Source organism: Rahnella sp. BCC 1045, from assembly GCF_019049615.1.
Classification (GTDB): domain Bacteria; phylum Pseudomonadota; class Gammaproteobacteria; order Enterobacterales; family Enterobacteriaceae; genus Rahnella; species Rahnella contaminans.
Genome location: NZ_JAFMOZ010000109.1, coordinates 21,987 through 45,879, shown reverse-complemented (window position 1 = coordinate 45,879; position 23,893 = coordinate 21,987). Strand labels below are relative to the sequence as shown.

26 protein-coding genes, 1 pseudogene and 1 other annotated feature are annotated in these 23,893 nt (G+C 54.0%); of the genes and pseudogenes, 12 read left to right on the top strand and 15 right to left on the bottom strand.

The window, feature by feature from the left end; genetic code table 11:
• The first annotated feature begins 1 nt into the window (after position 1).
• A complete protein-coding gene (locus J1782_RS06455) occupies positions 2-1,027 on the top strand; it encodes an ABC transporter ATP-binding protein (protein ID WP_165057118.1) in 1,026 nt (341 codons plus the stop codon).
• 29 nt (positions 1,028-1,056) lie between these two features.
• A complete protein-coding gene (oppF, locus tag J1782_RS06450) occupies positions 1,057-2,061 on the top strand; it encodes a murein tripeptide/oligopeptide ABC transporter ATP binding protein OppF (protein WP_208950472.1) in 1,005 nt (334 codons plus the stop codon).
• Positions 2,062-2,257: 196 nt separating this feature from the next.
• Here the strand turns inward: oppF and J1782_RS06445 are convergent, their stop codons facing one another.
• Positions 2,258-2,587, bottom strand: coding sequence for an HI1450 family dsDNA-mimic protein (locus tag J1782_RS06445; protein ID WP_195812954.1), 330 nt, complete (start codon positions 2,585-2,587; stop codon positions 2,258-2,260).
• Positions 2,588-2,662: 75 nt separating this feature from the next.
• Positions 2,663-4,123: a cardiolipin synthase gene (cls, locus tag J1782_RS06440; protein WP_152325917.1), complete on the bottom strand. Its 1,461-nt coding sequence runs from the start codon at positions 4,121-4,123 to the stop codon at positions 2,663-2,665.
• 289 nt (positions 4,124-4,412) lie between these two features.
• Between cls and J1782_RS06435 the strand changes: the two genes are divergently transcribed.
• Complete coding sequence (locus tag J1782_RS06435; protein ID WP_015697085.1) at positions 4,413-4,595, top strand: YciY family protein; 183 nt, start codon at positions 4,413-4,415, stop codon at positions 4,593-4,595.
• Here the strand turns inward: J1782_RS06435 and J1782_RS06430 are convergent, their stop codons facing one another.
• The 3 genes from J1782_RS06430 to J1782_RS06420 form a co-directional block, all read right to left on the bottom strand.
• Complete coding sequence (locus J1782_RS06430; RefSeq protein ID WP_015697086.1) at positions 4,596-4,757, bottom strand: YnfU family zinc-binding protein; 162 nt, start codon at positions 4,755-4,757, stop codon at positions 4,596-4,598.
• 116 nt (positions 4,758-4,873) lie between these two features.
• The gene (locus J1782_RS06425) at positions 4,874-5,164 is read right to left on the bottom strand and encodes a zf-TFIIB domain-containing protein (RefSeq protein WP_217152681.1); all 291 of its coding nucleotides are present in this window, start codon (positions 5,162-5,164) and stop codon (positions 4,874-4,876) included.
• Positions 5,165-5,338: 174 nt separating this feature from the next.
• The gene (locus J1782_RS06420) at positions 5,339-5,635 is read right to left on the bottom strand and encodes a YciI family protein (protein ID WP_104921630.1); all 297 of its coding nucleotides are present in this window, start codon (positions 5,633-5,635) and stop codon (positions 5,339-5,341) included.
• 213 nt (positions 5,636-5,848) lie between these two features.
• Here J1782_RS06420 and J1782_RS06415 point away from each other — a divergent pair, with 213 nt between their 5' ends.
• Positions 5,849-6,580, top strand: a complete 732-nt coding sequence (locus tag J1782_RS06415; protein WP_165057122.1) for an energy transducer TonB — start codon at positions 5,849-5,851, stop codon at positions 6,578-6,580.
• Between the two features lie 77 nt (positions 6,581-6,657).
• Here the strand turns inward: J1782_RS06415 and yciA are convergent, their stop codons facing one another.
• From yciA to J1782_RS06395, 4 genes are all read right to left on the bottom strand, one after another.
• On the bottom strand, positions 6,658-7,098 hold the full coding sequence (gene yciA / locus J1782_RS06410) for an acyl-CoA thioester hydrolase YciA (RefSeq protein ID WP_104921632.1): 441 nt from the start codon (positions 7,096-7,098) through the stop codon (positions 6,658-6,660).
• Positions 7,099-7,176: 78 nt separating this feature from the next.
• The gene (locus J1782_RS06405) at positions 7,177-7,716 is read right to left on the bottom strand and encodes a septation protein A (RefSeq protein WP_152325921.1); all 540 of its coding nucleotides are present in this window, start codon (positions 7,714-7,716) and stop codon (positions 7,177-7,179) included.
• A gap of 99 nt (positions 7,717-7,815) precedes the next feature.
• Positions 7,816-8,571: a YciC family protein gene (locus tag J1782_RS06400; RefSeq protein ID WP_165057124.1), complete on the bottom strand. Its 756-nt coding sequence runs from the start codon at positions 8,569-8,571 to the stop codon at positions 7,816-7,818.
• Positions 8,572-8,659: 88 nt separating this feature from the next.
• Positions 8,660-9,061 (bottom strand): YkgJ family cysteine cluster protein, encoded by a 402-nt coding sequence (locus tag J1782_RS06395; RefSeq protein ID WP_165057126.1) that lies wholly within the window; start codon positions 9,059-9,061, stop codon positions 8,660-8,662.
• Between the two features lie 293 nt (positions 9,062-9,354).
• Here J1782_RS06395 and ompW point away from each other — a divergent pair, with 293 nt between their 5' ends.
• Positions 9,355-9,987: an outer membrane protein OmpW gene (ompW, locus tag J1782_RS06390; RefSeq protein WP_152325924.1), complete on the top strand. Its 633-nt coding sequence runs from the start codon at positions 9,355-9,357 to the stop codon at positions 9,985-9,987.
• A gap of 71 nt (positions 9,988-10,058) precedes the next feature.
• Here ompW and J1782_RS06385 read toward each other — a convergent pair whose 3' ends face one another.
• The 6 genes and pseudogenes from J1782_RS06385 to J1782_RS06355 form a co-directional block, all read right to left on the bottom strand.
• Positions 10,059-10,373, bottom strand: a complete 315-nt coding sequence (locus J1782_RS06385) for a BON domain-containing protein (protein ID WP_152325925.1) — start codon at positions 10,371-10,373, stop codon at positions 10,059-10,061.
• A 224-nt stretch (positions 10,374-10,597) separates the two neighbouring features.
• Positions 10,598-11,404: a tryptophan synthase subunit alpha gene (gene trpA, locus J1782_RS06380; RefSeq protein WP_152325926.1), complete on the bottom strand. Its 807-nt coding sequence runs from the start codon at positions 11,402-11,404 to the stop codon at positions 10,598-10,600.
• On the bottom strand, positions 11,404-12,594 hold the full coding sequence (gene trpB, locus J1782_RS06375) for a tryptophan synthase subunit beta (RefSeq protein ID WP_152325927.1): 1,191 nt from the start codon (positions 12,592-12,594) through the stop codon (positions 11,404-11,406). The genes trpA and trpB overlap by 1 nt, the downstream gene beginning before the upstream one ends.
• Positions 12,595-12,637: 43 nt before the next feature.
• On the bottom strand, positions 12,638-14,002 hold the full coding sequence (gene trpCF / locus J1782_RS06370; RefSeq protein ID WP_217152680.1) for a bifunctional indole-3-glycerol-phosphate synthase TrpC/phosphoribosylanthranilate isomerase TrpF: 1,365 nt from the start codon (positions 14,000-14,002) through the stop codon (positions 12,638-12,640).
• A gap of 3 nt (positions 14,003-14,005) precedes the next feature.
• Positions 14,006-15,609, bottom strand: a pseudogene (trpD, locus tag J1782_RS26330) (bifunctional anthranilate synthase glutamate amidotransferase component TrpG/anthranilate phosphoribosyltransferase TrpD).
• Position 15,610: 1 nt separating this feature from the next.
• On the bottom strand, positions 15,611-17,173 hold the full coding sequence (locus tag J1782_RS06355) for an anthranilate synthase component 1 (RefSeq protein WP_217152679.1): 1,563 nt from the start codon (positions 17,171-17,173) through the stop codon (positions 15,611-15,613).
• Positions 17,174-17,215: 42 nt separating this feature from the next.
• Positions 17,216-17,318: a sequence feature (Trp leader region), on the bottom strand.
• 337 nt (positions 17,319-17,655) lie between these two features.
• On the opposite strand from J1782_RS06355, the gene J1782_RS06350 reads away from it, so the two are divergent.
• The 7 genes from J1782_RS06350 to cobT all read left to right on the top strand — a co-directional run bounded on the left by J1782_RS06350 (position 17,656) and on the right by cobT (position 23,886).
• Positions 17,656-18,579: a PHP domain-containing protein gene (locus J1782_RS06350; RefSeq protein WP_254302948.1), complete on the top strand. Its 924-nt coding sequence runs from the start codon at positions 17,656-17,658 to the stop codon at positions 18,577-18,579.
• Between the two features lie 71 nt (positions 18,580-18,650).
• Positions 18,651-19,271 carry an L-threonylcarbamoyladenylate synthase gene (locus tag J1782_RS06345; RefSeq protein WP_152325933.1) on the top strand — a complete coding sequence of 207 codons (621 nt, stop codon included), beginning with the start codon at positions 18,651-18,653 and terminating at the stop codon, positions 19,269-19,271.
• A gap of 567 nt (positions 19,272-19,838) precedes the next feature.
• Positions 19,839-20,759, top strand: coding sequence for a 23S rRNA pseudouridine(2605) synthase RluB (rluB, locus tag J1782_RS06340; RefSeq protein ID WP_259228644.1), 921 nt, complete (start codon positions 19,839-19,841; stop codon positions 20,757-20,759).
• Positions 20,760-20,881: 122 nt separating this feature from the next.
• Entirely contained in the window at positions 20,882-21,436 is a 555-nt protein-coding gene (cobU, locus tag J1782_RS06335) for a bifunctional adenosylcobinamide kinase/adenosylcobinamide-phosphate guanylyltransferase (RefSeq protein ID WP_152325935.1), read from the top strand.
• A gap of 15 nt (positions 21,437-21,451) precedes the next feature.
• The gene (gene cobS / locus J1782_RS06330; RefSeq protein ID WP_217152678.1) at positions 21,452-22,204 is read left to right on the top strand and encodes an adenosylcobinamide-GDP ribazoletransferase; all 753 of its coding nucleotides are present in this window, start codon (positions 21,452-21,454) and stop codon (positions 22,202-22,204) included.
• Between the two features lie 15 nt (positions 22,205-22,219).
• Positions 22,220-22,816, top strand: a complete 597-nt coding sequence (cobC, locus tag J1782_RS06325) for an alpha-ribazole phosphatase (RefSeq protein ID WP_217152677.1) — start codon at positions 22,220-22,222, stop codon at positions 22,814-22,816.
• A gap of 26 nt (positions 22,817-22,842) precedes the next feature.
• Entirely contained in the window at positions 22,843-23,886 is a 1,044-nt protein-coding gene (cobT, locus tag J1782_RS06320) for a nicotinate-nucleotide--dimethylbenzimidazole phosphoribosyltransferase (RefSeq protein ID WP_217152676.1), read from the top strand.
• Positions 23,887-23,893: the final 7 nt, after the last annotated feature.

Sequence of the window (23,893 nt, the reverse complement as noted above, 5' to 3'; positions counted from 1 at the left end):
CATGAGCACAATTGAACATTCCACATTTGCAGCACCTGCCGCAACTGAGGGCACAGCGTCGCCGATTCTTTTAGATGTCAAAGACCTGCGCGTGACCTTCGCGACACCGGACGGTGATGTTACCGCCGTTAACGACCTTAACTTCGATCTGCGTGCCGGTGAAACACTCGGTATTGTCGGGGAATCTGGTTCCGGTAAATCCCAGACTGCCTTCGCCCTGATGGGGTTGCTTGCCAGTAACGGCCGCATCGGCGGGACGGCGAAATTCAACGGTCGCGAAATCCTGAACCTGCCACAAAACCAGTTGAACAAGCTGCGTGCAGAACAGATTTCGATGATTTTCCAGGATCCGATGACGTCCCTCAACCCGTACATGCGCGTTGGGGAACAGCTGATGGAAGTCCTGATCCTGCATAAAAAACTTAGCAAGCGTGAAGCGTTTGAAGAGTCCGTGCGCATGCTGGACGCTGTAAAAATGCCGGAAGCCCGCAAGCGCATGAAAATGTACCCGCATGAATTCTCCGGTGGCATGCGCCAGCGCGTGATGATTGCAATGGCCTTGCTGTGTCGTCCGAAATTGCTGATTGCCGATGAGCCAACAACGGCGCTGGACGTGACCGTTCAGGCGCAGATCATGACGTTACTCAATGAGCTGAAAGCTGAGTTTAATACTGCCATTATCATGATTACCCATGATCTGGGTGTGGTCGCCGGTATTTGCGACAAAGTGCTGGTGATGTACGCCGGTCGTACCATGGAATATGGCCGTGCACGCGATGTCTTCTACGAGCCTTGCCATCCGTATTCCATCGGCCTGCTCAATGCAGTTCCGCGTCTGGATGCCGAGGGGGGTGCGATGCTGACCATTCCGGGAAATCCGCCAAACCTGCTGCGTCTGCCAAAAGGCTGCCCGTTCCAGCCACGTTGCCCGCATGCCATGGATATTTGTGCCTCTGCACCGCCGCTTGAGCGTTTCGGTGATGGTCGCTTACGTGCCTGCTACAAGCCGCTGGAGGAACTGGTATGACAGACAACACAGTAATGAACAGTGCGGCTATGAATTCGTTCGCGCCCGAGAAAAAAGTTCTGCTCGAAGTGGCGGATCTTAAAGTCCATTTCGACATCAAAGACGGCAAACAATGGTTCTGGCAACCGTCCAAAACGCTGAAAGCAGTAGACGGCGTGACGCTGCGTCTTTACGAAGGCGAAACGCTGGGCGTGGTAGGCGAATCGGGTTGCGGCAAATCGACGTTTGCCCGCGCACTGATTGGCCTGGTGAAAGCCACAGACGGGCGGGTGGCCTGGTTGGGCAAAGATCTGCTGAACATGTCTGACAGCGAATGGCGTCACACGCGCAGCGATATCCAGATGATTTTCCAGGATCCGCTGGCGTCCCTGAATCCGCGTATGACTATCGGCGAAATCATCGCTGAGCCGCTGAAAACCTATAACCCGAAAATGCCTCGTTCCGAGGTGAAAGAAAAAGTGAAGGCGATGATGCTGAAGGTCGGGCTGTTGCCTAACCTGATCAACCGTTACCCTCACGAATTTTCGGGCGGCCAGTGCCAGCGTATCGGTATTGCCCGCGCGCTGATCCTTGAGCCAAAACTGATTATCTGTGACGAACCGGTTTCAGCGCTGGACGTTTCCATTCAGGCACAGGTCGTCAACCTGTTGCAGCAATTGCAGCGTGAAATGGGCCTGTCACTGATTTTCATCGCGCACGATCTGGCGGTGGTTAAACACATTTCTGACCGTGTTCTGGTGATGTATCTGGGCCACGCGGTTGAGCTGGGTACGTATGACGAGGTGTATAACAATCCTCAGCATCCGTATACTCGCGCGCTGATGTCTGCGGTGCCGGTTCCGGACCCGGACAAAGAGCGCAACAAAACCATTCAGCTGCTTGAAGGGGAGTTACCTTCGCCGATCAACCCGCCATCAGGTTGCGTGTTCCGTACGCGCTGCCCGATTGCCGGGCCGGAATGTGCGATAACCCGCCCGTTGCTGGAAGGCAGTTTCCGCCATGCGGTTTCCTGCCTGAAAGTTGATCCGCTCTGATGACAAGGCACCAAAACTGACGCATAAAAAAACCTGCCATTGGCAGGTTTTTCTTTTTCAACATTCAACTAACCCTAAATCATTCGAGCTGTATCAAGGCGGCAACTGAATAAATCCCCGGCAGCATACATAATTATGTGACCGGGGTGAATGAAGGCAGCCAGCGCAGGGACAGCTTAAAGGGTGACGGGTGAGATTATTCTTTCCAGAGGATGTGACACAGCTTGTGATCTTTCTCGCGGCACAATAATACACGTGCGAAAATATCATTAATCGGCTGGTCTTCCGCATCGGCCAGACCGATGACGACTTCAGCGAAGAAATCCGGGTTTAAGTCGAAATCAACATGCTCAACCCAGTCTTCCGCCGGATCATATAATTCAGCGCCGCCGCGTTCTTCAAATTGCAGATTGAAGATCAGGATATCTGCAGGATCCAGGTTGTCTCCGGCCAGCTCCAGAAAGATGTCATAGGCTTGTTCAAGCGTTTCGTCTTCGGTCAGGCGATTATTCAGGTCCATATTAATTCTCGTTTACAGATGAATGTGTTCAGGCTTATGCAAGCCGGTACTGCGTGTATTACATCACGCCCGACGCGGCTTTTACAGCAGCGGACTGAAAAAGTAGAACAAACGTTCGACGATGCGATGCCAGAACGGGCGCTTAAGCCAGGCTTCAACATCCAGCAGATGAGAGCGGGCAATGTAATCTTCCTGCACACGGCCCAGGTCGTCACCGAATCCGGCGTCATCAATGACCAGTGTTATCTCAAAATTCAGCCACAGGCTGCGCATATCGAGATTCACGGTGCCGACCAGACTGAGCTGACCGTCGACCAGAATGCTTTTGGTATGCAGCAGGCCATCTTCAAACTGATAGATTTTTACGCCAGCCTCCAGCAACTCGCCAAAGAAAGCTTTGCTCGCCCAGTCCACCATCATCGAATCATTTTTCATTGGCAGAATGATACTGACATCGACTCCACGCTGTGCCGCCGTACAGATGGCATGCAGCAGGTCATCGCTTGGCACCAGATACGGCGTGGTCATCACCAGCTGCTCGCGGGCAGAATAGGTAGCGGTCAGCAATGCCTGGTGGATCATATCTTCCGGGAAGCCCGGCCCGGAGGCGATCACCTGAATGGTATGGCCGCTTTCCTGCTCGAACGGCATCTGATTCAGGTCAGGTTCCGGCGGCAGAATACGTTTCCCGGTCTCAATTTCCCAGTCGCAGGAATATACAATACCCATTGTAGTGGCGACCGGGCCTTCCATACGCGCCATCAGGTCAACCCACTGACCCACGCCGGCATTTTGTTTAAAGAAACGCGGATCGACCATATTCATGCTGCCGGTATAAGCAACATAGTTGTCGATGAGCACGACTTTACGGTGCTGACGTAAGTCCATACGGCGCAGGAACACGCGGAAAAGGTTCACCTGCAACGCTTCCACAACTTCAATACCGGCATTGCGCATCATGGCCGGATAAGGGCTGCGGAAGAACGCCACGCTGCCTGCGGAATCCAGCATCAGACGACAGTGGATACCGCGACGGGATGCGGCCATCAGCGATTCTGCAACCTGATCTACCAGCCCGCCGGGCTGCCAGATGTAAAACACCATCTCGATATTACTGCGTGCCAGCCCGATATCGCGCATCATGGCTTTGAGCACGTCGTCACTGGTGGTCAGCAATTGCAACTGATTGCCTTTGACGCCCGCAATGCCCTGGCGGCGTTCGCAGAGCTGGAAAAGCGACGCGGCGATTTCGCTGTTTTCAGTGGCAAAAATACGTTTGCAGTCTTTTAGATCGTTCAGCCACCGCGCCGTTGAAGGCCACATGGCTTTTGCGCGCTCGGCGCGGCGTTTACCTAAATGCAGTTCACCGAATGAGAGATAGGCAATAATACCGACCAGCGGAATGATGTAAATAATCAGCAGCCACGCCATGGCGGAAGGCACCGCGCGGCGTTTCATCAAAATACGCAAGGTCACGCCGGCAATCAGTAACCAGTAACCGAAAACCAGAAGTCCGCTGATTACCGTATAAAATGTTGTCATAAAGGCGAAAAATCCTGTTCGCAAGCTGTCGAAGTGAGTGTACGGGAAAGAGGGGGACTTTTAACCAACTTTATCCCACCAATCAATCAGCTACCTCTTAAATATGTATCCGATTAATAAAAGTTTCACTGTCCTGACATCAAGGTTAGCTGATAACGCTGAATAAGGGAAAAACAAGACTTGGATCACAACGTCATCGGCCTATAATGTCCCCGCAGTTTTTTACGATGAGAAATTTTCCGGCTAAGAAACGCTTCCGTTAATAACGGTCATCACGGGACACAGGTGAATGAAACGCAGTAAAAATGAAGTCGGCCGCTGGCGCATGTTACGCCAGACTCAGCGCCGGAGAAGCCGCTGGCTGGAAGGTCAGTCGAGACGCTATCGTCACATCTACCGAATTCGTCAGATTCATCATCAGCAACATCAGCGTTTGTCATTGTATGCCGTGAACTATGAATGGAATGCGTGATTAGCGGGATTTAGGCTGAAACAGCGCGCCACATTTTTTACAAACCAGCGTGGAGTTTTTGCGCACTTTTGCGCTCATCTGTTCAGAAACGTAACCGCATTCCGGGCAGGTGACCTTCGTGGTCGTACTGGTTAGAAACTTCAATCCGTCGAAGAATGACATAGTGCTTACCTCGTGGGCAGGGGTAGTCATCCTAACACACAACGGATGAAAGCAATGTGACGGCTTTGGAGAAATGGCGCCAGAGCGTTTCTGCTACGGCGCGCGCTTTCCGTTATTCAGTCGAAAAGCTCTGAAAGAAAACTCTTCTTTTTATACGGTTTTTGTGAGGAATAATGGTCGCGATTGTCATGCCCGCTGTGATGACGGTGATCGTCGCGGCGTGCGGCTTCTTCATAGCGTGGTGCGGAAGGACGTTCCGTCTGCTGGATCACGGCGGATTTCTCGATGATTTTATCCAGCTCTCCCCGGTCGAGCCAGACGCCACGGCAATCCGGGCAATAGTCGATTTCTATACCCTGACGTTCTGACATAACCAGCTGACTTTCTTTGCATACAGGACATTGCATATCGGGCTCTCCGCGCGGTATTGATTAATAAGTGATGCAGTGAATGTTCAGGTAACCGGATATTTAGACAATCAATTGCTGTAAGCAAAAGTAAAGTTGCTTAAAACAAGGGCCGCGGCAGGGATGAAGTGCAGATAAGCAAAAAGCGGGCAGCCTGAGACTGCCCGTCGGAAATCAGAATACGCGTTTGAACGGTTTCACCGTCACCGATTTATAAACACCTGCGGCGACATACGGATCAGCGTCAGCCCACACTTTGGCGGCTTCAAGCGTTTCAAATTCGACGACCAACAGGGAACCGGTCATTCCCGCAGCGCCCGGGTCTTCGCTGTCGATGGCCGGTGTCGGGCCGCCAATCAGGACGCGGCCTTGTTCCTGCAATTTTTTCAGACGTTCGATGTGCGCCGGGCGCGCAAGTGTGCGTTTTTCCAGTGAGTCGGAAACGTCTTCAGAATAAATAACGTAAAGCATGAGTCACCTTTAATGGGTTTTTATTGAGCAATTTCAGGCCGCCATCGGCAGTCAGATCATTTTGCAGAATTAACATAGCTAAACCTGAAGCCCGGGGAAAGTGCTTTGCGTGGGATCAAAGCAAAGGTTATTTGAGAATAGTTGTCATCTCGGTGTTGAATATGATTGCTATTTACATTTAAACTTGCGGCTTCACGGGGAAAATGAATCATTATGCCGCTAAAAAAGTTTAGATTTATCCGCAAGGTTACATTGCCTGCCGTTCTTTCTGTCACTTTGCACATTGCTGTTATTGCGGGTGTTTTGTACATGGCAGTCGGTGAGTCAATCAAGTTGCCGACGCAGGAACAAAAAGTCATGAGTGTGACGATGGTCAACCCGGCTGACTTTGCGCCACCTCCGCCGCCGCCACAGCCTGAGCCAGCACCGCCGGAACCTGAGCCTGAACCGGAAGTGGTGCCAGAGCCTCCGCCGCCGCCGGAAGCGGTTGTGATCCCGGAACCGCCGAAGCCTAAACCTAAGCCGGTGAAAAAACCGGTCGTGAAGCCAAAAGTGAAACCGGTAGAACGTCCGGTGGAAAAACCAACGCAAACGGTACAAACCGCGCCCGTCACCAGCAATCAGCCGGTCACGAAGCCAGTGAGCCAGCCACCTGCGTCCACCAATGCCCAGAGCAACACCGGGCCGCGACCGCTGCAACGTGGTGAACCGATGTATCCGGCGCGTGCGCTGGCGCTGCGTATCGAAGGACGTGTCCGTGTGCAGTTTGATGTCGACGGTGATGGCCGCGTACAAAATATCCGCGTACTTTCCGCAGAGCCGCGCAACATGTTTGAGCGTGAAGTGAAACAGGCGATGGGGAAATGGCGTTACGAACCGAAGGCCGCCAGCAACTTAGTGGTTAACCTGGTGTTCAAAATCAAAGGCGGCACCACCGTCGAATAAAGCGGCATCGTGCCCCTTGCTCCATAAAAAAGGTCGCCTTCAGGGCGACCTTTGTCTTTCATACTGCCGCGTTCTGTTTAATCTTGAGAAACACCACCAGAATCAACACTGAAATTGCTGCGTCCGTCAGGCAACTGGCGCGATTTTCCAGATTCATCCACCGCAACGTACGTGAACACCGCTTCAGTGGCCCTGTAGCGCTGTCCGATAGGCTCAGAGGAGACCTTCTTCACCCACACTTCAACGTTGATGGTGATCGAGCTGTTGCCGGTACGAATACAGCGTGCATAACAACACACCACATCACCCACCGCGACCGGCTTGAGGAACGTCATGCCGTCCACACGAACGGTCACTACGCGGCCTTTAGCGATTTCCTTCGCCTGGATCGCGCCGCCCATGTCCATCTGTGACATCAGCCATCCGCCAAAGATATCGCCGTTTGCATTGGTGTCAGCAGGCATTGCCAGCGTACGCAATACCATTTCACCATTGGGTAAACTCTGTTTTTCGTTCATGTTTGATTGCTTCACAGTGATCAATGTTTTATTCAAAACAACGAAGGCCTTCAAAAGAAGGCCCGTGCAGAAGAATGCTTATTTTTTTTCATCATCCGGCATGTGCCGGTAAATATAGATGCCGCTGAGTAGCGTGAAGACCAGCGTCAGAACGGTAAGTCCGAACACTTTGAAGTTAACCCAGATATTCTGTGGCAGCCAGAAAGCCACGTAGATATTTGCCAGACCGCAAAGCAGGAAGAAAATCGCCCAGCTGACATTCAGCTTATTCCAGACGTGGTCGGGAAGCGTCAGCTCTTTGCCCAACATGCGCTGAATCAGAGGCTTTTTCAGAACCAGCTGGCTTATCAGTAAAGCGCCGGAGAACAGAACGTAAATGACGGTGACTTTCCATTTAATGAATTCATCATTATGGAAGACCAGCGTCAGGGTGCCAAAAACAGCCACCATGGCGAAGGTGATTAACGTCATTTTCTCAATTTTGCGATACATCACCCAGGTGATGACTAACGCCAGCGCAGTGGCAGCGATCAACGCGCCTGATGCGACAAAAATGTCGTAAAGCTTATAAACCACAAAAAAGACAATCAGGGGAAGAAAATCGAGGAGCTGCTTCATACTTCATTCCATGTTTTATGTATGGGATGACTATACCGGAATCATTTACCGGACAAAAGAAAAGGGCGCCGGAGCGCCCCTGAAAAAGTTATGTCACTATTAAACATGTAATTTCATGTAAAGACGGAACAGATAAATCAGGATAAATGCCGTGATGACATTGCTGAGCGCGCCGAAAATCACCGCGCTTATCATCGGATTCAACGCACTTAACGCGCCGACGAAAAGCATCAGAACCACCTGCGCCAGAATCCACATCAAAACACCCGGCGCAACCAGGCGCACATGGCTGAAGGCCAGACGGGTGCTCAGACGCATGGCTTTAAACATCCCGACCTGCTCTTTACAGGCGATGATTGGCGACATTGACCAGGCAATGGCAATCAGAAACGCAGGCACGAAAAGCAGCGCCAGACCGAGACGGAACATCACGCTGAAGACGAACAGCAAAAGGATTAAGCGCGGCAACACCGGCAAAGAAGCGGTCACCACCTGGGTTATGCTGGCGCGCACGCCCTGTGAAACCAGCTGGATCAGCGTCAGGATCCCGCCAACCAGAATCACATTTCCGGCCAGCGTCGAGAACAGCGCCGCAATGCTGTAGCGGAAAATGGCGCTTTGTTGTTCCGGCGTGACCTGTTGTTCAATGAAACCCATCATATCGGCGACGCTCATGCCCGCCATGTTGTTCATAAGTTGCCCGATAGCATCAAGCTGATCGGCTGACGGGCTTAAAATCCAGCTCAATATGACGGTAATTAATGCGGCCAGCAGGGAAAGCGCGAAAACGCTACTCAGCTGATTACGCAAAAAATTATAACTGTCACGGTACAATGTACTGGCCGTGATAGACATGGACGCTCCTTGGCACAAGCTAAAAATAACAAGGCGGGGATTGTAACCTGTAATAGGCCCCCGCCGATACTTTTGCGCTGACTTCCTGTCAGTCAGCCTGATGAACCTCTGCCAGCTCTGGCGTGAAAGACCCGACATCAATCATCGGTAAATCCACATCCAGCGGCGGCAGGCCGTAACGCGCACGTGCGCGATCGCAGGCCGTATTGGCGACACCGTTCAGCCCCGACTGATCAAACTCGCGGCAGGGTGTCGGGCGGTTAAGGTAAACAGAACAGGAAACCGATTGTCCCACTTCCCCTTCCAGAGCCACACAGCGAGGCGACTTGCTGTTGGTGCCTTTCATGCAGCTCAAAAAAGGCGTGACTTGTTCTGTCAGTGCCTGCGGAACAACGCCGCCAGCTTCTTCAGATTCAGCCCAATAAAATGAAACACGGAAATAGGCGCAGCACGCGCCACAGGTCATACAAGGATTATTAATTTCGCTCATCTTGGGAAGCTACCGACTCCTTACGGCACCAAACCAAAACCAACAGGGTTCAGGCAAATTACGCAGCGGCATTTTTTTTAGCAACTGAAATTTTTGGGCTTTAATGAAACAGCAAAATCCCCTCGTTTTTGATGCAGATCAATTCCTTTGTTTTTAGAGATTTAGATCGGATTGAGAAAGATGCAATTTATGAAAAATTGTTTTAAAGATGTGATCCCGCTTTGATCAAACCGTACCAAAGAGTAGGTATCATTCGCGCGGCCAATAAATAAACCATACAAAGGGAAGGGACAATGAAAGCAGCATATTGGGCATTAGTGGCAGCAGCGGCATTTCCGGCAATCGCGAGCGCACATGAAGCAGGGGATGTGATTGTTCGTGTAGGGACAGCAACCGTTCGTCCAACCGAAGGTTCAGACAACGTCCTGGGGCTGGGTTCTTTTAACATCAATAACAACACGCAGATGGGTTTGACGCTCGGCTATATGTTTACCGACAACATCGGGATGGAACTGCTGGCCGCGACGCCATTCCAGCATAAAATCGGTCTGAAAAGCACCGGAACAATTGCTGAAGTGAAACAGTTGCCGCCGTCATTGATGGCGCAATACTACTTTGGGGATAAGCGCGACAAACTGCGTCCGTACCTCGGTTTGGGTATCAACTACACCACCTTCTACGATACGAATTTCAACCAGACCGGGCGCGATGCCGGGCTTTCTGATCTGAGCGTAAAAGACTCCTGGGGCGTGGCCACGCAGGCGGGCCTGGATTACAATCTCGATGATAACTGGCTGATCAACATGTCGGTCTGGTGGATGGATATCGATACAGAAGTTAAATTCAAAGCAGGCGGCGAGCAGCAAAACATCAACACCCGGATTGATCCATGGGTCTTTATGTTTGGCGTCGGCTATCGTTTCTGATATTGCCTGTTACGTTGCAAAAAAAAGAGGCGCTTTGGCGCCTCTTCGTATTTCATCAGAAAGATCTCTGATTATTTCAGTCGCATATCGTTCTCGATGGAGCGTACACCCGCCACGCCGCGCGTGACTTCTACCGCACGGTTTGCATCTGCCGTTGACGTCACGAAACCACTCAACTGAACGCGGCCTTTGAAGGTCTCAACGCTGATTTCCCGTGATTTGATGGTCTTATCGGCCAGCAGGGCGGATTTGACTTTCGTGGTGACTACGGTGTCATCGATGTAACCACCCGTGCCTTCAGATTTTTTTGTCGGTGCGCAGGCAGCCACGGCCATGACGACCACTGCGGCCATGCAGAAAGCAGACAATGTCTTGAATAGCTTCATAAATAACTCTCCATGCTTTGTTATAAAACCAAAAGTCACCCGATTCAGACTCAGGCAAACAATACTTCGAGCACCCGTATTGTTATTGATTTGCCGAGTGATTTTAGTTTGGATTATTGGCGGGGTTTATACAAATCGAATGGAGAAAAAAAACGTAAGAATTTAAAAGAAACAGAACCTTAGTCAGGTATTGAATAAGGTTCTGTTTGCAGAAGCGCACGCGATTACGTGCGGGTGGCGGCTTTCATTTCACTGACGAAACGGGAAAGCTGAGCCAGCATTTCTGAAGGCTGATGCTGATTATTCTCTATGATGCGTACCGTCGCGGAACCGGAAATAGCCCCCGCCGCACCGGCGGCCAGCGTTTCTTTCACCTGTGAAGGCTCAGAAATTCCGAAGCCTTGCAAAGGCGGCGCTGCGTTATATTCACGCAGTTTATCCACCAGATGATTCAGCGGCGTCAGGGCGCGTTTTTCCGTCCCGGTCACACCAGCGCGTGACAGCAAATAGGTGTAGCCGCGGCCATGAGAGGAAATCTCGCGCAGCAGATCGTCTGACGCATTCGGCGGGCAGATGAAGATCGGCGCGATGCCGTGACGCAGCGCCGCCGCGCGGAACGGGGCCGATTCTTCAAACGGCACGTCGGCGACCAGCACGGAGTCCACGCCCACGTCAGCGCAACGCTGGTAGAAAGTTTCGATGCCGTTATGGAACACCAGGTTGGCGTACATCAGCAGGCCGATCGGGATATCCGGATGTTTTTCGCGAATGCGCGCCAGCATATTGAAGCATTGTGTTGGCGTCACCCCGGCGGCAAACGCGCGCAGGTTGGCGTTCTGAATCGTCGGGCCGTCTGCCAGCGGATCAGAGAACGGAATGCCCAGCTCCAGCGCGTCGGCACCGGCTTCAATCAGCGTATCGATGATGGACAGGGACAGCTCAACGCCCGGATCACCCAGCGTCACGAAGGGAACAAAGGCACCTTCTTTTTTGCTTTCCAGACGCTTAAATAATTGCTGATAACGTTCCATTAAATTTCTCCCCGGGCAGTCAGGATGTCATGTACGGTGAAAATATCTTTGTCGCCGCGGCCAGAAAGATTCACCACCAGAATTTGTTCTTTCTCTGGCGTTTCCTTGATAAGTTTCAGCGCGTAAGCCAGCGCGTGTGAAGATTCCAGTGCCGGAATAATCCCTTCATGGCGGGACAATTCTTTAAAGGCGTCCAGCGCTTCGTCATCGGTAATAGATACATATTCCGCGCGGCCGATGCTGTTCAGGAAAGCATGCTGCGGCCCGACAGACGGGAAATCCAGACCGGCAGAAATCGAATAAGATTCTTCAATCTGGCCTTCTGAGGTTTGCATCATCGGGGCTTTCATCCCGAAATAGATACCGACGTGACCATGTTTGAGCGGTGCGCCGTGTTGCCCGGTTTCTATACCCAGGCCACCCGGTTCAACACCAATCAGCTTCACGCTGGTGTCATCGATGAAATCAGCAAACATACCGATGGCGTTAGATCCACCGCCGACGCAGGCGATCACCGCATCCGGCAGACAGCCTTCGCGTTCCTGCATCTGCGCTTTGGTTTCTTCGCCAATCATGCGCTGGAATTCACGCACGATGGTCGGATAAGGATGCGGACCTGCCGCGGTGCCCAGCATATAGTGAGCGGTTTCATAGCTGCCAGACCAGTCGCGCAGTGCCTCGTTACAGGCATCTTTCAGCGTGGAAGAGCCGCTGTGAACCGGGATCACTTCAGCGCCCATCAGACGCATACGAAACACGTTCGGTGACTGGCGTTCAATGTCTTTCGCGCCCATATAAATCCGGCATTTCAGGCCGAGCAGGGCACAGGCCAGAGCGGACGCCACACCGTGCTGACCGGCACCGGTTTCAGCGATGATTTCGGTCTTGCCCATGCGCTTTGCCAGCAACGCCTGACCCAGCACCTGGTTGGTTTTGTGCGCGCCGCCGTGCAGCAGATCTTCACGCTTGAGATACAGCTTGGTTTTAGTGCCTGCGGTCAGGTTTTTACACAATGTCAGCGCCGTCGGACGGCCTGCATAGTTTTTCAGTAAATCGATGAATTCAGCCTGAAACGCCGGGTCACGCTGCGCGCTGACAAAAGCTTCTTCCAGCTGCACCAGCGCAGGCATCAGAATTTGCGGGACGTACTGGCCGCCAAATTCGCCGAAGTAGGGATTAAGTAAAGTCATGTGATTCCATCCTGTCTGTCAATTTTTGCGTCACTGCGGGAAATTAATAAGCCCGCAATGTCTGGAATACGGCGGTAATTTTACCCGCATCTTTAATGCCCGGTTCGCTCTCGACGCCTGAATTGAAATCCAGACCCGCACAGCCGAGCTGCGCGGCCTCGACGCAATTATCCGCACTCAGGCCACCGGCCAGCAGAACATTGCTCAGGTCTTGCCCGGCCAGTTTGCTCCAGTCGAAACGATGCCCTGTTCCGCCTTTACCGTTATCGAGAACGTAACGGTCAACGTGATTCAGATTGCGTGCCGGCATCGTGTCTTTCACGCTCAGCGCTTTCCAGATCTGCACCGCAGAAGGCAACTCGCTGCGCAGGGCGTCGATATACGCCTGATCTTCATCGCCATGAAGCTGCACGGCGGTGAGATTCAGCGCCTGAGCGGTTTGCGCGACGTCAGCCAGTGGCGCATCGCGGAACACGCCGACGTATTTCAGCGGTGCGCCGTTTTGCACTTCTTTCGCCTGCGGCTGTGTCACGAAACGCGGAGAGGCGTCGACAAAAATCAGCCCGCCGTAAATCGCGCCGGCGTCATGGGCGGCTTTCGCATCCTGCGCACGGGTCAGGCCGCACACTTTGTTGTCGCCAAGCAGCACACGGCTGACGGCGGTATTCAGGTCGGGCTCTGACATCAGCGCGCTGCCAATCAGGAAACCGTTAGCAAAACGGCTGAGTTCGCGGATCTGGCCGTAGGTATTAATGCCGGATTCGCTGATGACCGTTACGCCGTGCGGCACGCGGGGCGCCAGTTCACGGGTGCGGTTGAGGTCTATCGACAAATCGCGCAGATCACGGTTATTGATACCGACCACTTTCGCTTTCAGATTCACCGCACGTTCCAGCTCTTCTTCATTACTGGCTTCGGTCAGCACACCCATATTCAGGCTGTGCGCGACGGCGGCGAGTTGCACGTATTGTTCATCGCTGAGTACGGACAGCATCAGCAAAATGGCATCGGCCTGATAAAAGCGCGCCAGATGAATCTGATACGGGTCAATAATAAAGTCTTTGCACAACACCGGCTGCGTGACGGTTTTGCTCACCAGCGGCAGAAAATCAAAGCTGCCCTGGAAGTATTTTTCGTCCGTCAGAACGGAAATGGCCGATGCGTAGTTTTTGTAAACACCGGCAATTTCTACCGGATCAAAGTTCTCGCGGATCTTTCCTTTGGAAGGCGACGCCTGCTTGCACTCGAGAATAAAAGCCGTTCTTGCACCCTGAAGTGCGTCGTAAAAACTGCGCTGGCTTTGCGTTATTTCGTTCTGAAAGCTGGCCAGCGGTTGTTGTTCTTTACGTTCCGCGACCCAAACTTCCTTATCGCGAACAATTTTGTGGAGCACGGTTTCCTGCTGCATCACTTATCCTCTTGCTGCCAATGCAATCACGCGCTGGTAGGGTTCACCGCTGCGCATGACATCTAAAGCTTGTTGAGCGTTTTGCTTCAAATCTTCCTGACCGAAAAGACGCAGTAACATCGCCACATTGACGGCTACCGCAGCTTCATGGGCCGGATCACCTTTACCTTGTAATAAGCGTGCCAGAATGTCACGGTTTTCTTCCGGCTCGCCGCCCAGCAGGGATTCGATCGGATAATTGTCCAGCCCGAAGTCCTGCGGTGTCACTTCATAGGTGGTGATTTCGCCGTCTTTCAGTTCAGCAACCTGTGTTGCCGAGTGAATCGCCACTTCATCCATTCCGCCACCGTGAACCACCGCCGCACGCTCGTAACCAAGGGCGCGCAGGGTTTCTGCTATCGGCTTCACCAGTTCCGGGCTGTACACGCCAATCAGTGCCAGCGGCGGACGCGCCGGGTTAATCAGCGGGCCGAGCACGTTGAACAGCGTGCGGGTTTTCAGCGCTTTACGCACCGGCATCGCATGGCGGAAACCGGTGTGATATTGCGGTGCGAACAGGAAACACACATTCAAATCGTCCAGCGCCGCGCGGGATTCTTCCGCAGGCATATCCAGACGGATGCCGAAAGCGGCCAGTAGATCCGATGAACCTGAACGGCTGGACACGCTGCGGTTGCCGTGTTTCGCCACGCGTGCGCCACAGGCCGCGGCCACAAAGGCGCTGGCGGTGGAAATATTGATGCTGTTGGTACCGTCGCCGCCGGTGCCGACGATATCCGCGAACGGATAATCAGGGCGCGGGAACGGTTCGGCGTGTGCCAGTAAGGCTTTTGCGGCACCGGCGATTTCAGCGGGCTGCTCGCCGCGCACTTTCATGCTGATCAGCGCCGCCGCTAACTGCGCGGGTTCCAGCTCACCGTTCACGATGGCGGTAAATAACTGCTGGCTTTCTTCCTGCGTCATCGCCTGAGCCTGATACAGATTTTCGAGAATGCCGGGGATAGTTTGCGTTTTCATGACAGTTCTCCTTACGCCAAAGCCCAGGCCAGTGTCTGCTCAAGCAGACGAGCGCCCTGTGAAGTTAAAATGGATTCCGGATGGAACTGGAAGCCGCAAACGCGATCTTCTTCGTGACGCACCGCCATCACCATGTCGCCGAAGCGGGCGTTAACGGTCAGCCCTTCAGGGATCTGACTGCCGACCAGCGAGTGATAACGCGCTACCGGCAGCGGGTTATTCATGCCCGCGAACATCGCTTCGTTGTCATGCGTAACAGAAGAGGCTTTACCGTGCAGGATTTCACCTGCCTGACCGACGAAACCGCCGTAGGTTTCCACAATCGCCTGATGTCCGAGACAGATACCGATAATCGGTAACTGACCGCGCAGACGTTTCAGCAGTTCCGGCATACAGCCCGCTTCTGACGGCGTGCCCGGTCCCGGAGAAAGCACCAGCACCGGTTTTTCCAGCTGGCTGAGTTTTTCGATAATCACGTCAGCCGGGATCTGATTACGGTAGATCACCACGTTATGGCCGCTGGAACGCAGCTGATCGACCAGGTTGTACGTAAAAGAATCCACGTTATCGATGAGTAAAATGTCGGCCATCTTAAAATACCTCTTTCGCATTGTGGGCAGTGGCGATGGCACGCAGCACGGCACGGGCTTTATTACGGGTTTCGTCAGCTTCGGCTTGCGGTACGGAATCGAGCACCACGCCGCCGCCCGCCTGAACGGTAGCAATGCCGTCTTCCACATACGCGGAGCGGATCACGATGCAGGTATCCAGATCCCCGTGTGCGGTGAAATAGCCCACCGCGCCGCCGTAACTGCCACGACGGGTTTGCTCAGACGCTGAAATCAGCTGCATGGCGCGGACTTTTGGTGCGCCGGTCAGCGTGCCCATATTCATGACGGCCTGATAAGCGTGCAGCACGTCCAGATCGGCACGCAGCGTGCCGATAACGCGGGAAACCAGATGCATCACGAAAGAGTAACGGTCAACTTTAGTCAGGTCAGCGACATAACGGCTGCCCGGTTCGCAGATACGCGCCAGATCGTTACGCGCTAAATCCACCAGCATCAGATGCTCGGCCAGCTCTTTATGGTCGGTCCGCATTTCCAGTTCGATGCGGCTGTCGAGATCCAAATCCAGTGAACCGTCAGCACGACGACCGCGCGGACGGGTACCGGCAATCGGATAAATTTCAATCTGACGGTTAGACGCGTCATATTTCAGTGCGCTTTCCGGCGATGCGCCGAACAGTGTGAAATCGTTGTCCTGCATGAAGAACATGTACGGGCTTGGGTTGTTGTTTTTCAGCGTTTCGTAGGCCGCCAGCGGTGCAGGGCATGGCAGGGAGAAACGGCGTGACGGCACAACCTGGAAGATTTCACCGGCACGGATTGCCACTTTCATTTTCTCAACCACGGCACCAAACACTTCATCGGTCTGGTTCACGCTCAGCTGCATTTCCGGCACGCTCTGGTGCGGGATGGTATGTGGCGGCAATTGCAGCTGATGTTGCAGCTGTTCCAGACGTTCGTGCAGACGCTGTTTTTCCTCAGAGGACGGCGTAAACAGGCTGGCCTGCAAACGGCAGGTGCGGTTCTGGTGATCCAGCACCAGCAGGGTTTCTGCCAGATAGAAGCAGAAATCCGGGCAACGCTGGTCGGACGCTAACTGCGGCAAATCTTCAAAACCGGCAACCAGGTCATAAGCAAACAGGCCGCCGAGGAACATCGCTTCGCGCTCGTGTGCCGGAGATTCTACCAAGGTCAGAATGCTGCGCAGGGCGTCGAAAACAGAGCGGGAACGCAGACGGGCATCTTCATCCTGCATCTGGTCGATCGCCGGGAAAGTCAGTTCGCGGCCATTCGGGCGAACGTCATTGCGAATTTCAGACGGCAGCGCGCTGTCAATCAGCGGCAGCAACGACGCACCGTTCGGGGTCAGTGCCTGAATGGAAACCCGGTAACCCAGCGCGGTGATGCGCAGGGCGCTGTCGACAATCAACAGGCTCTTCAGGTTTTCCTTGCTGGTGACTTCTGAGGATTCCAGCAGCAGGGTCGCCGGACGCGCGCCGCACAGCTGATGAAAGATGGCCGTTGGATCGCCGCGGTAACATCCTTGTGCGGTCAGCAATTCTAAACGTGGTTTTTGAATAGTCATTTTGCTTCCTGAAATTTTCTGAACGTTTTCAAACAGACGGCCACAAAAAAGCCCGCGTTAAGCGGGCTTCGGAAATCTTGCAGCGTCTGATGACAGCTATGCGTGATTACTCCGCCCGACAAGGGGAAGTACGCCACCAGCTGAGAACCGCCATCATGTGAGTTTTCATCATCAGACACTCTTTTTAAGTTTGGGAAAGTTAGTGTTTATAAGAACTGCGCGTTCTTAAAACCTAAGCTTTCTGAATTCGTTTGTCACGCCGTTCATTACTGAATCATCCCGTGAACTTGCGTACTAGTAAACTAGTTCACGAAGGCAAAGTCAACCCTCAATTTGTCTGATTTCACACCTTTAGTGCGGTCAGATTGTTATCGCACCGTAACCGTGCGTAAAAACCGGGTGAAATCATCCCTAACGTGCACAGCGCTAACGCGTTATGATAAGTGCTGCATTCAGAAACAGGTTAAATCCCCGACGTGACGATGACTTCGCCAACAACAGCTTCACTCTCAGCAGACGATCAGAATTCCGGCACTGCATTCAGGATCTACGATCTCCACAGCCACACGACCGCATCGGACGGCTATTTAACGCCCGAAGCGCTGGTGGCCCGCGCCGTTGAAATGCGGGTTGGCGTTCTGGCGATCACCGATCACGACAGCACCGAAGGGCTGGCGCGTGCGGCGCAGGCGATAGCCAGCCAGCAACTTCCGCTGCAACTGGTGAACGGCGTTGAGATTTCGACGCTGTGGGAAAACCATGAGATTCATATCGTCGGATTAGGCATCGACCCTGAACATCCGGCGATGGTAAGTCTGCTGAAAAGTCAGGCTGAACTCCGCCAGCAGCGCGCGCAGGAAATGGGGCGCCGGCTGGCGAAAGCACGCATCGAAGGGGCGTGGGAAGGGGCGCTGCGTCTGGCGCAGGGCGGTGCAGTCACACGCGCGCACTTTGCCCGGTATCTGGTCGAATTTGGTGCGGCGGATAACATTGCGCAGGTGTTCAAAAAGTACCTCGCCAAAGGCAAGACCGGCTACGTTCCGCCACAGTGGTGTACAATAGAACAATCTATTGAAGCTATTCATCAGTCTGGCGGGCAGGCCGTCGTCGCGCATCCGGGACGTTATGACCTGTCGGCAAAATGGCTGAAACGCCTGCTGGCCTATTTTTCTGAGCACGGCGGTGATGCGATGGAAGTCGCGCAGTGTCAGCAGGCGCCAAACGAACGCGCGCAGCTGGCGGCCTTTGCCCGCGATTATCAACTGCTGGCTTCGCAAGGTTCTGATTTCCATCAGCCCTGCTCGTGGATTGAACTGGGACGCAAACTTTGGCTTCCCGCAGGTGTGGAACCGGTGTGGAAAAACTGGCCGGTCACCGAAAAAAAGCCTGAAATTGAACGGGTCTGAACCCTGCTTTATGACGTCATTTTTTACGCTGACGTCACAGAGGACTGACCTGAAAAGAATTGAGAGGAACAATGAGTCAATATTTCTATATTCATCCTGAAAATCCGCAGCCACGTCTGATCAGTCAGGCGGTTGAATTGCTGCGCAAAGGGAATGTGATCGTTTACCCGACCGATTCGGGCTACGCGCTGGGCTGCCGCCTGGAAGAAAAGAACGCGATGGAGCGCATTTGCCGTATCCGTCAGCTGGACGGCAACCACAACTTCACGCTGGTCTGCCGCGATTTGTCCGAGCTTTCCACTTACGCTTACGTGGATAACTCAGCTTTCCGTCTGATCAAAAATAATACGCCGGGCAACTACACGTTCATTCTGAAAGCGACGAAAGAAGTGCCGCGCCGTCTGATGAGCGAAAAGCGTAAGACGATCGGTTTACGTGTGCCGTCGAACCCGATTGCGATTGCACTGCTCGACGCGCTGGGTGAACCGCTGATGTCCACCACGCTGATGCTGCCGGGCAATGACTTTGCGGAATCTGATCCGGAAGATATCAAAGATCGCCTGGGTAAACTGGTCGATCTGGTCATTGACGGCGGTTCGCTGGGCCAGCAGCCGACCACGGTCATCGATCTGACCGAGCCATCGCCGGAAGTCGTCCGCGAAGGCGCGGGTGATCCGACGCCGTTCCGGTAACTGCTGTTTGAAAAATAATCACCCCGCAAATCCTCTGGCAGGATACAAATTGCGGATAAATGTGTATAATGGCGGGCTGACTTTTTTGTAAGTCGTTGTATTAAAGCGCAATAAACGAATTTTGGCGGGCAGACAATGGGTCACATTGTGCTGCCGGCTCCCCCCGACGCCTGTGAAGGCGACAAATGAGGCTGCTCAATGAGCGAGAAGTATAATTCCCAGAAGCACACCAGCGATAAATCCAAACCGGCACGTTCGTCTGGTGACAAGCCTAAAAGCGGCAGAAATTCCGGCGCAGCGAAAAGCCGTCCGGAACCGTCGCGGGCTGAAAAGCGTGGCGAAAAGCCACGTACCGATAAGCCACGTTCTGACAAACCGCGTACCGATAAACCACGTGCTGATGCGGGTCGCAGCGATTCACGTTCTGATTCCCGTATTGAAAAACCCCGCATGGGCAAACCGGCACGTCCGGACAACGCGCGCGATGATAAAAAGCGTCCGCTGAAACCGCGTGGCACCAAGCCTAAAGCTGAAGCACTGTTTGATGAAAACGGTGACGAAGAAGAAGTGAAGTACCAGAAGCCGAAAAATGCGCTGGACAGCACCGAAGGGCAAACTGAAAAACTGCAAAAGGTTCTCGCGCGTGCGGGCCACGGTTCACGTCGTGAAGTTGAAGCGATGATCCAGGCTGGCCGCGTCAGCGTTGACGGTAAAATCTCGACGCTGGGCGATCGTGTTGAAGTCACCGGCGGGACAAAAATCCGTCTCGACGGCCACATCCTGTCGGTGATGGAGTCTCAGGACACCGTCTGCCGCGTGCTGGCGTACTACAAACCGGAAGGTGAACTGTGTACGCGCAGTGATCCGGAAGGGCGTCCGACCGTCTTTGACCGTTTGCCGAAAATGCGCGGTTCACGCTGGATTGCCGTGGGTCGTCTGGACGTTAACACCTCCGGTCTGCTGTTATTCACCACCGACGGTGAACTGGCTAACCGCCTGATGCACCCGAGCCGTGAAGTGGAACGTGAGTATGCGGTACGTGTATTCGGTCAGGTTGATGATGAAAAAATCAAACAACTGAGCCGTGGCGTACAGCTCGAAGACGGCCCTGCCGCTTTCCGCTCCATCAAATTCCAGGGCGGCGAAGGCCTGAACCAGTGGTACAACGTGACCCTGACAGAAGGGCGTAACCGTGAAGTTCGCCGTCTGTGGGAAGCCGTTGGCGTCCAGGTGAGCCGTCTGATCCGCGTGCGTTACGGTGACCTGAATCTGCCTAAAGGCCTGCCTCGCGGCGGCTATAAAGAGCTGGATCTGCCGGACATCAACTATCTGCGTACCCTGGTCGACATGACCGAAGAAACCGTCAGCAAACTGCCGGTTGAGCGCGATCGTCGTCGTGTTAAAGCTAACCAGATCCGTCGCGCCGTGAAGCGCCACACGTCTGTGGCTCCGGCACGTCGTACCACCGGACCGGCTAAACGGGGTTAATCGCTGACAAGCGAACGGCTAACCGTTATGCTCATAAACCGCAGCTCTCACCGGCTGCGGTTTTTTTTGCTCAAAAATCAGGGCGAAACGTGATTGTTCGCTTAACCCAAAGGGAGCCGATTATGATGCTGATTACCGGCGGTGCGCGCAGCGGCAAAAGCCGTTTTGCTGAACAGATCGCAGAAAAACGGGGCGGAGACGTGTTGTATATCGCCACGTCGGCGGTGACGGATACGGAAATGGCCGAGCGGATCCGCTTCCACCAGCAGCAGCGTCCGGCGCATTGGCACACGTTCGAAAGTCATCGTGATTTAGGCGACGTTGTCCGCCTGAAGCAGACTGAATTCCCGACGATCGTGATTGAATGCATCACAACGCTGATCACAAATCTGCTGTTTGATATGGCCGGTGAAACTGAGCCGGAAGCGATGGATTTCACCGCTATCGAAGAACATATTCTGGCGCAAATCACTGAACTCGCGGATGCCGCGCAGCATTGTGAAACGGAAGTGATTATCGTCACCAATGAAGTCGGTATGGGGATTGTGCCGGATAACCTGTTGTCGCGGCGCTTTCGTGACATCGCCGGGCGGGTGAACCAGCAACTGGCGGCTGCGGCGGATGACGTATATCTGGTGGTTTCCGGGATCCCGGTGCCGGTAAAAACGTCTGCGTAAAAAAAGGATATTACGATGATGACTTGGCGTCTGTTTCTCGCAACGTTGCAGTTCCTCACCCGCATACCGGTACAAGAACGCTGGTGTGACGGTGTTGAAATGAAGGATTACCCGCGCGGGATTGTGTATTTCCCTTTGATCGGGCTGGTTGTCGGCCTGCTTTCTGCGCTGGTCTGGGGGATTCTGGTTCAGCACGTTGGCGCATTTCCGGCGGCGGTTGCCGCGGTTATCGCTCATATTATGCTGACCGGCGCACTGCACCTTGACGGGCTGGCGGACACCTGCGACGGGCTGTTCTCGGTGCGCAGCCGGGAACGCATTCTGGAGATTATGCGTGACAGCCGCATTGGCACCAACGGCGCACTGGCGCTGATTGTCGCGATTTTACTGCGAACGGCGCTGATTTATCAGCTAAGTGCCGACGGGCTGGCAGTATTTGCAGTGCTGGTCGTAACGCCCGTTATCGGGCGGGGAATGATGTCCGTCATGATGTTCAGACAGTCATACGCCCGTGAATCGGGCATGGGCAATCTGTTTATCGGCAAAATCAGCGAAGGGCGCTTTTATGCGACGCTGCTGCTGATGGCCGCCCTGGTTCTGTTTATCGCCGGTTTCTCCACGCTGTTTGCCCTGCTGGTGACGCTGTGCTTTACCTTCGCCTTCCGCCGTTTTGTCGCCAGCCGTATAGGCGGGCAAACGGGTGACACGTTGGGTGCGGCCTGCGAATTAAGCGAACTGGTTTTTCTTTTCTTCTTTTTATGGCACTGAGACCCGGAAAAATAAATGAAACTGTATCTGATACGACACGGACAAACTCAGGCAAACGTCGACGGCGTTTTCTGCGGCAGCAGCGATATCGCGCTGACCGCGCAAGGCGAAACTCAGGCGCAGCACGTCGCCCGTCAGCTGGCAGAAAAACCGCTCGACTGCGTGATCCACTCCGGCATGCGGCGCAGCCAGGCCACGGCTGAATTTATCGTTAAAGGGCGCGAAATCGCGGTAGAAAGCCAGCCTCTGTTCAGAGAAATGGGATTCGGCGAATGGGAAATGCGCCATCACAAAGAGCTTGAAGCCTCTGAGGCAGAAGGTTATCAGCAGTGGTGTCAGGACTGGCAAAAAGCGGCAGTGCCTCAGGGCGAATCCTTCACCGAATTCACCGGGCGGATCCGTCAGGCGTTGCAGCAAATTCACCTGCGTCCGCCGGGAAGCTGCGTGGCTATTGTGGCGCATCAGGGTTCACTCAGCCTGTTGCTGGCGATGATGTTGAAACTCGCGCCTGCTGACATGTGGCGCTTTCCGTTTAAACAAGGCTGCCTGTGTGAGATCGATTTAAGCCCGGGAGCCTGCGTTATCCAACGTTTCAACGACAGCGGTATTTAATTTTTAAATCACGATAAGGAACACCGATGGCTTCGCTGGCAAATATCATCCGTCAGATTGCTGAACCCGACGCAGAGGCCGCACGGGCTGCCGAAGAACGTCTGGACAGCCTGGTTAAACCGTTGGGCAGTCTCGGGCGTCTGGAGCAGTTGGCTGTTCAGCTGGCGTCTATCCGCGGTAAAGCACCGCTAAAATTCCCCAGCAAAGAAATTCTGGTGATGGCTGCCGATCACGGTGTATGGCACGAAGGCGTAACGCCTTCGCCGCAGGTCGTCACCGCAATTCAGGCGGTGAATATTGTGCAGGGAAAAGCCGGAGTTTCCGTGCTGGCGCGTAACGCCGGTGCGCAGGTGACGCTGGTCGACTGCGGGATACTCGGCCCGGATATTCCCGGCACGCTGAACCACAAGGTCGCGCAAGGCACCGGCAATATTGCGACCGGCCCGGCGATGACCCGTGAACAGGCAGAATCGCTGCTCATTTGGAGCGCAGAACGTGTGATTGCGAAAGCGGAAAGCGGGTTGTCTCTGCTGGCGGTCGGTGAGCTGGGTATGGCAAACACCACGCCCGCGGCGGCGATGGTGGCGGTGCTGACCGGGGCAGCGCCTGCGCAAACGGTCGGGCTGGGCGCAAATCTTCCGCCGGAGCGGCTGGCCCATAAAATCAGCGTGGTGGTAAAAGCCATTGCGGTAAATCAGCCGGATGCTTCGGATGCGCTGGATGTCATGGCGAAAGTCGGCGGGTTTGAGCTTGCCGGTATGGCGGGCGCAATGATCGGGGCGGCGGCGGCCGGAATTCCGGTGGTACTGGACGGTTTCCTGTCTTACGCCTCGGCGCTGGCGGCCTGCCAGATTGCACCGGCCCTGAAACCGTATCTTATTCCGTCACATATTTCTGCGGAGCAGGGTGCGACAATTGCCCTTGAGGCGCTGGGTTTGCAGCCGTATTTTGACCTGAATTTGCGTCTGGGCGAGGGCAGCGGTGCCGCGCTGGCGTTACCGCTGATCGATGCTGCCTGCGCTGTCCATAATGAAATGGCAACACTGGCGGAGTGTCAGATAACGCTTTGAAACTTAA

Coding starts and splice junctions, on each gene's coding strand:
- J1782_RS06435 (WP_015697085.1), top strand. CDS start 4,413: ATGAAACGCAGTAAAAATGAAGTCGGCCGCTGGCGCATGTTACGCCAG.
- J1782_RS06355 (WP_217152679.1), bottom strand. CDS start 17,173: ATGACTATTCAAAAACCACGTTTAGAATTGCTGACCGCACAAGGATGT.
- J1782_RS06350 (WP_254302948.1), top strand. CDS start 17,656: ATGACTTCGCCAACAACAGCTTCACTCTCAGCAGACGATCAGAATTCC.
- cobU (WP_152325935.1), top strand. CDS start 20,882: ATGATGCTGATTACCGGCGGTGCGCGCAGCGGCAAAAGCCGTTTTGCT.
- cls (WP_152325917.1), bottom strand. CDS start 4,123: ATGACAACATTTTATACGGTAATCAGCGGACTTCTGGTTTTCGGTTAC.
- J1782_RS06385 (WP_152325925.1), bottom strand. CDS start 10,373: ATGAAGCTATTCAAGACATTGTCTGCTTTCTGCATGGCCGCAGTGGTC.
- cobT (WP_217152676.1), top strand. CDS start 22,843: ATGGCTTCGCTGGCAAATATCATCCGTCAGATTGCTGAACCCGACGCA.
- ompW (WP_152325924.1), top strand. CDS start 9,355: ATGAAAGCAGCATATTGGGCATTAGTGGCAGCAGCGGCATTTCCGGCA.
- J1782_RS06405 (WP_152325921.1), bottom strand. CDS start 7,716: ATGAAGCAGCTCCTCGATTTTCTTCCCCTGATTGTCTTTTTTGTGGTT.
- J1782_RS06400 (WP_165057124.1), bottom strand. CDS start 8,571: ATGTCTATCACGGCCAGTACATTGTACCGTGACAGTTATAATTTTTTG.
- trpB (WP_152325927.1), bottom strand. CDS start 12,594: ATGACTTTACTTAATCCCTACTTCGGCGAATTTGGCGGCCAGTACGTC.
- J1782_RS06345 (WP_152325933.1), top strand. CDS start 18,651: ATGAGTCAATATTTCTATATTCATCCTGAAAATCCGCAGCCACGTCTG.
- J1782_RS06420 (WP_104921630.1), bottom strand. CDS start 5,635: ATGCTTTACGTTATTTATTCTGAAGACGTTTCCGACTCACTGGAAAAA.
- cobC (WP_217152677.1), top strand. CDS start 22,220: ATGAAACTGTATCTGATACGACACGGACAAACTCAGGCAAACGTCGAC.
- cobS (WP_217152678.1), top strand. CDS start 21,452: ATGATGACTTGGCGTCTGTTTCTCGCAACGTTGCAGTTCCTCACCCGC.
- J1782_RS06455 (WP_165057118.1), top strand. CDS start 2: ATGAGCACAATTGAACATTCCACATTTGCAGCACCTGCCGCAACTGAG.
- yciA (WP_104921632.1), bottom strand. CDS start 7,098: ATGAACGAAAAACAGAGTTTACCCAATGGTGAAATGGTATTGCGTACG.
- J1782_RS06425 (WP_217152681.1), bottom strand. CDS start 5,164: ATGCAATGTCCTGTATGCAAAGAAAGTCAGCTGGTTATGTCAGAACGT.
- J1782_RS06415 (WP_165057122.1), top strand. CDS start 5,849: ATGCCGCTAAAAAAGTTTAGATTTATCCGCAAGGTTACATTGCCTGCC.
- J1782_RS06430 (WP_015697086.1), bottom strand. CDS start 4,757: ATGTCATTCTTCGACGGATTGAAGTTTCTAACCAGTACGACCACGAAG.
- oppF (WP_208950472.1), top strand. CDS start 1,057: ATGAATTCGTTCGCGCCCGAGAAAAAAGTTCTGCTCGAAGTGGCGGAT.
- trpCF (WP_217152680.1), bottom strand. CDS start 14,002: ATGCAGCAGGAAACCGTGCTCCACAAAATTGTTCGCGATAAGGAAGTT.
- trpA (WP_152325926.1), bottom strand. CDS start 11,404: ATGGAACGTTATCAGCAATTATTTAAGCGTCTGGAAAGCAAAAAAGAA.
- J1782_RS06395 (WP_165057126.1), bottom strand. CDS start 9,061: ATGAGCGAAATTAATAATCCTTGTATGACCTGTGGCGCGTGCTGCGCC.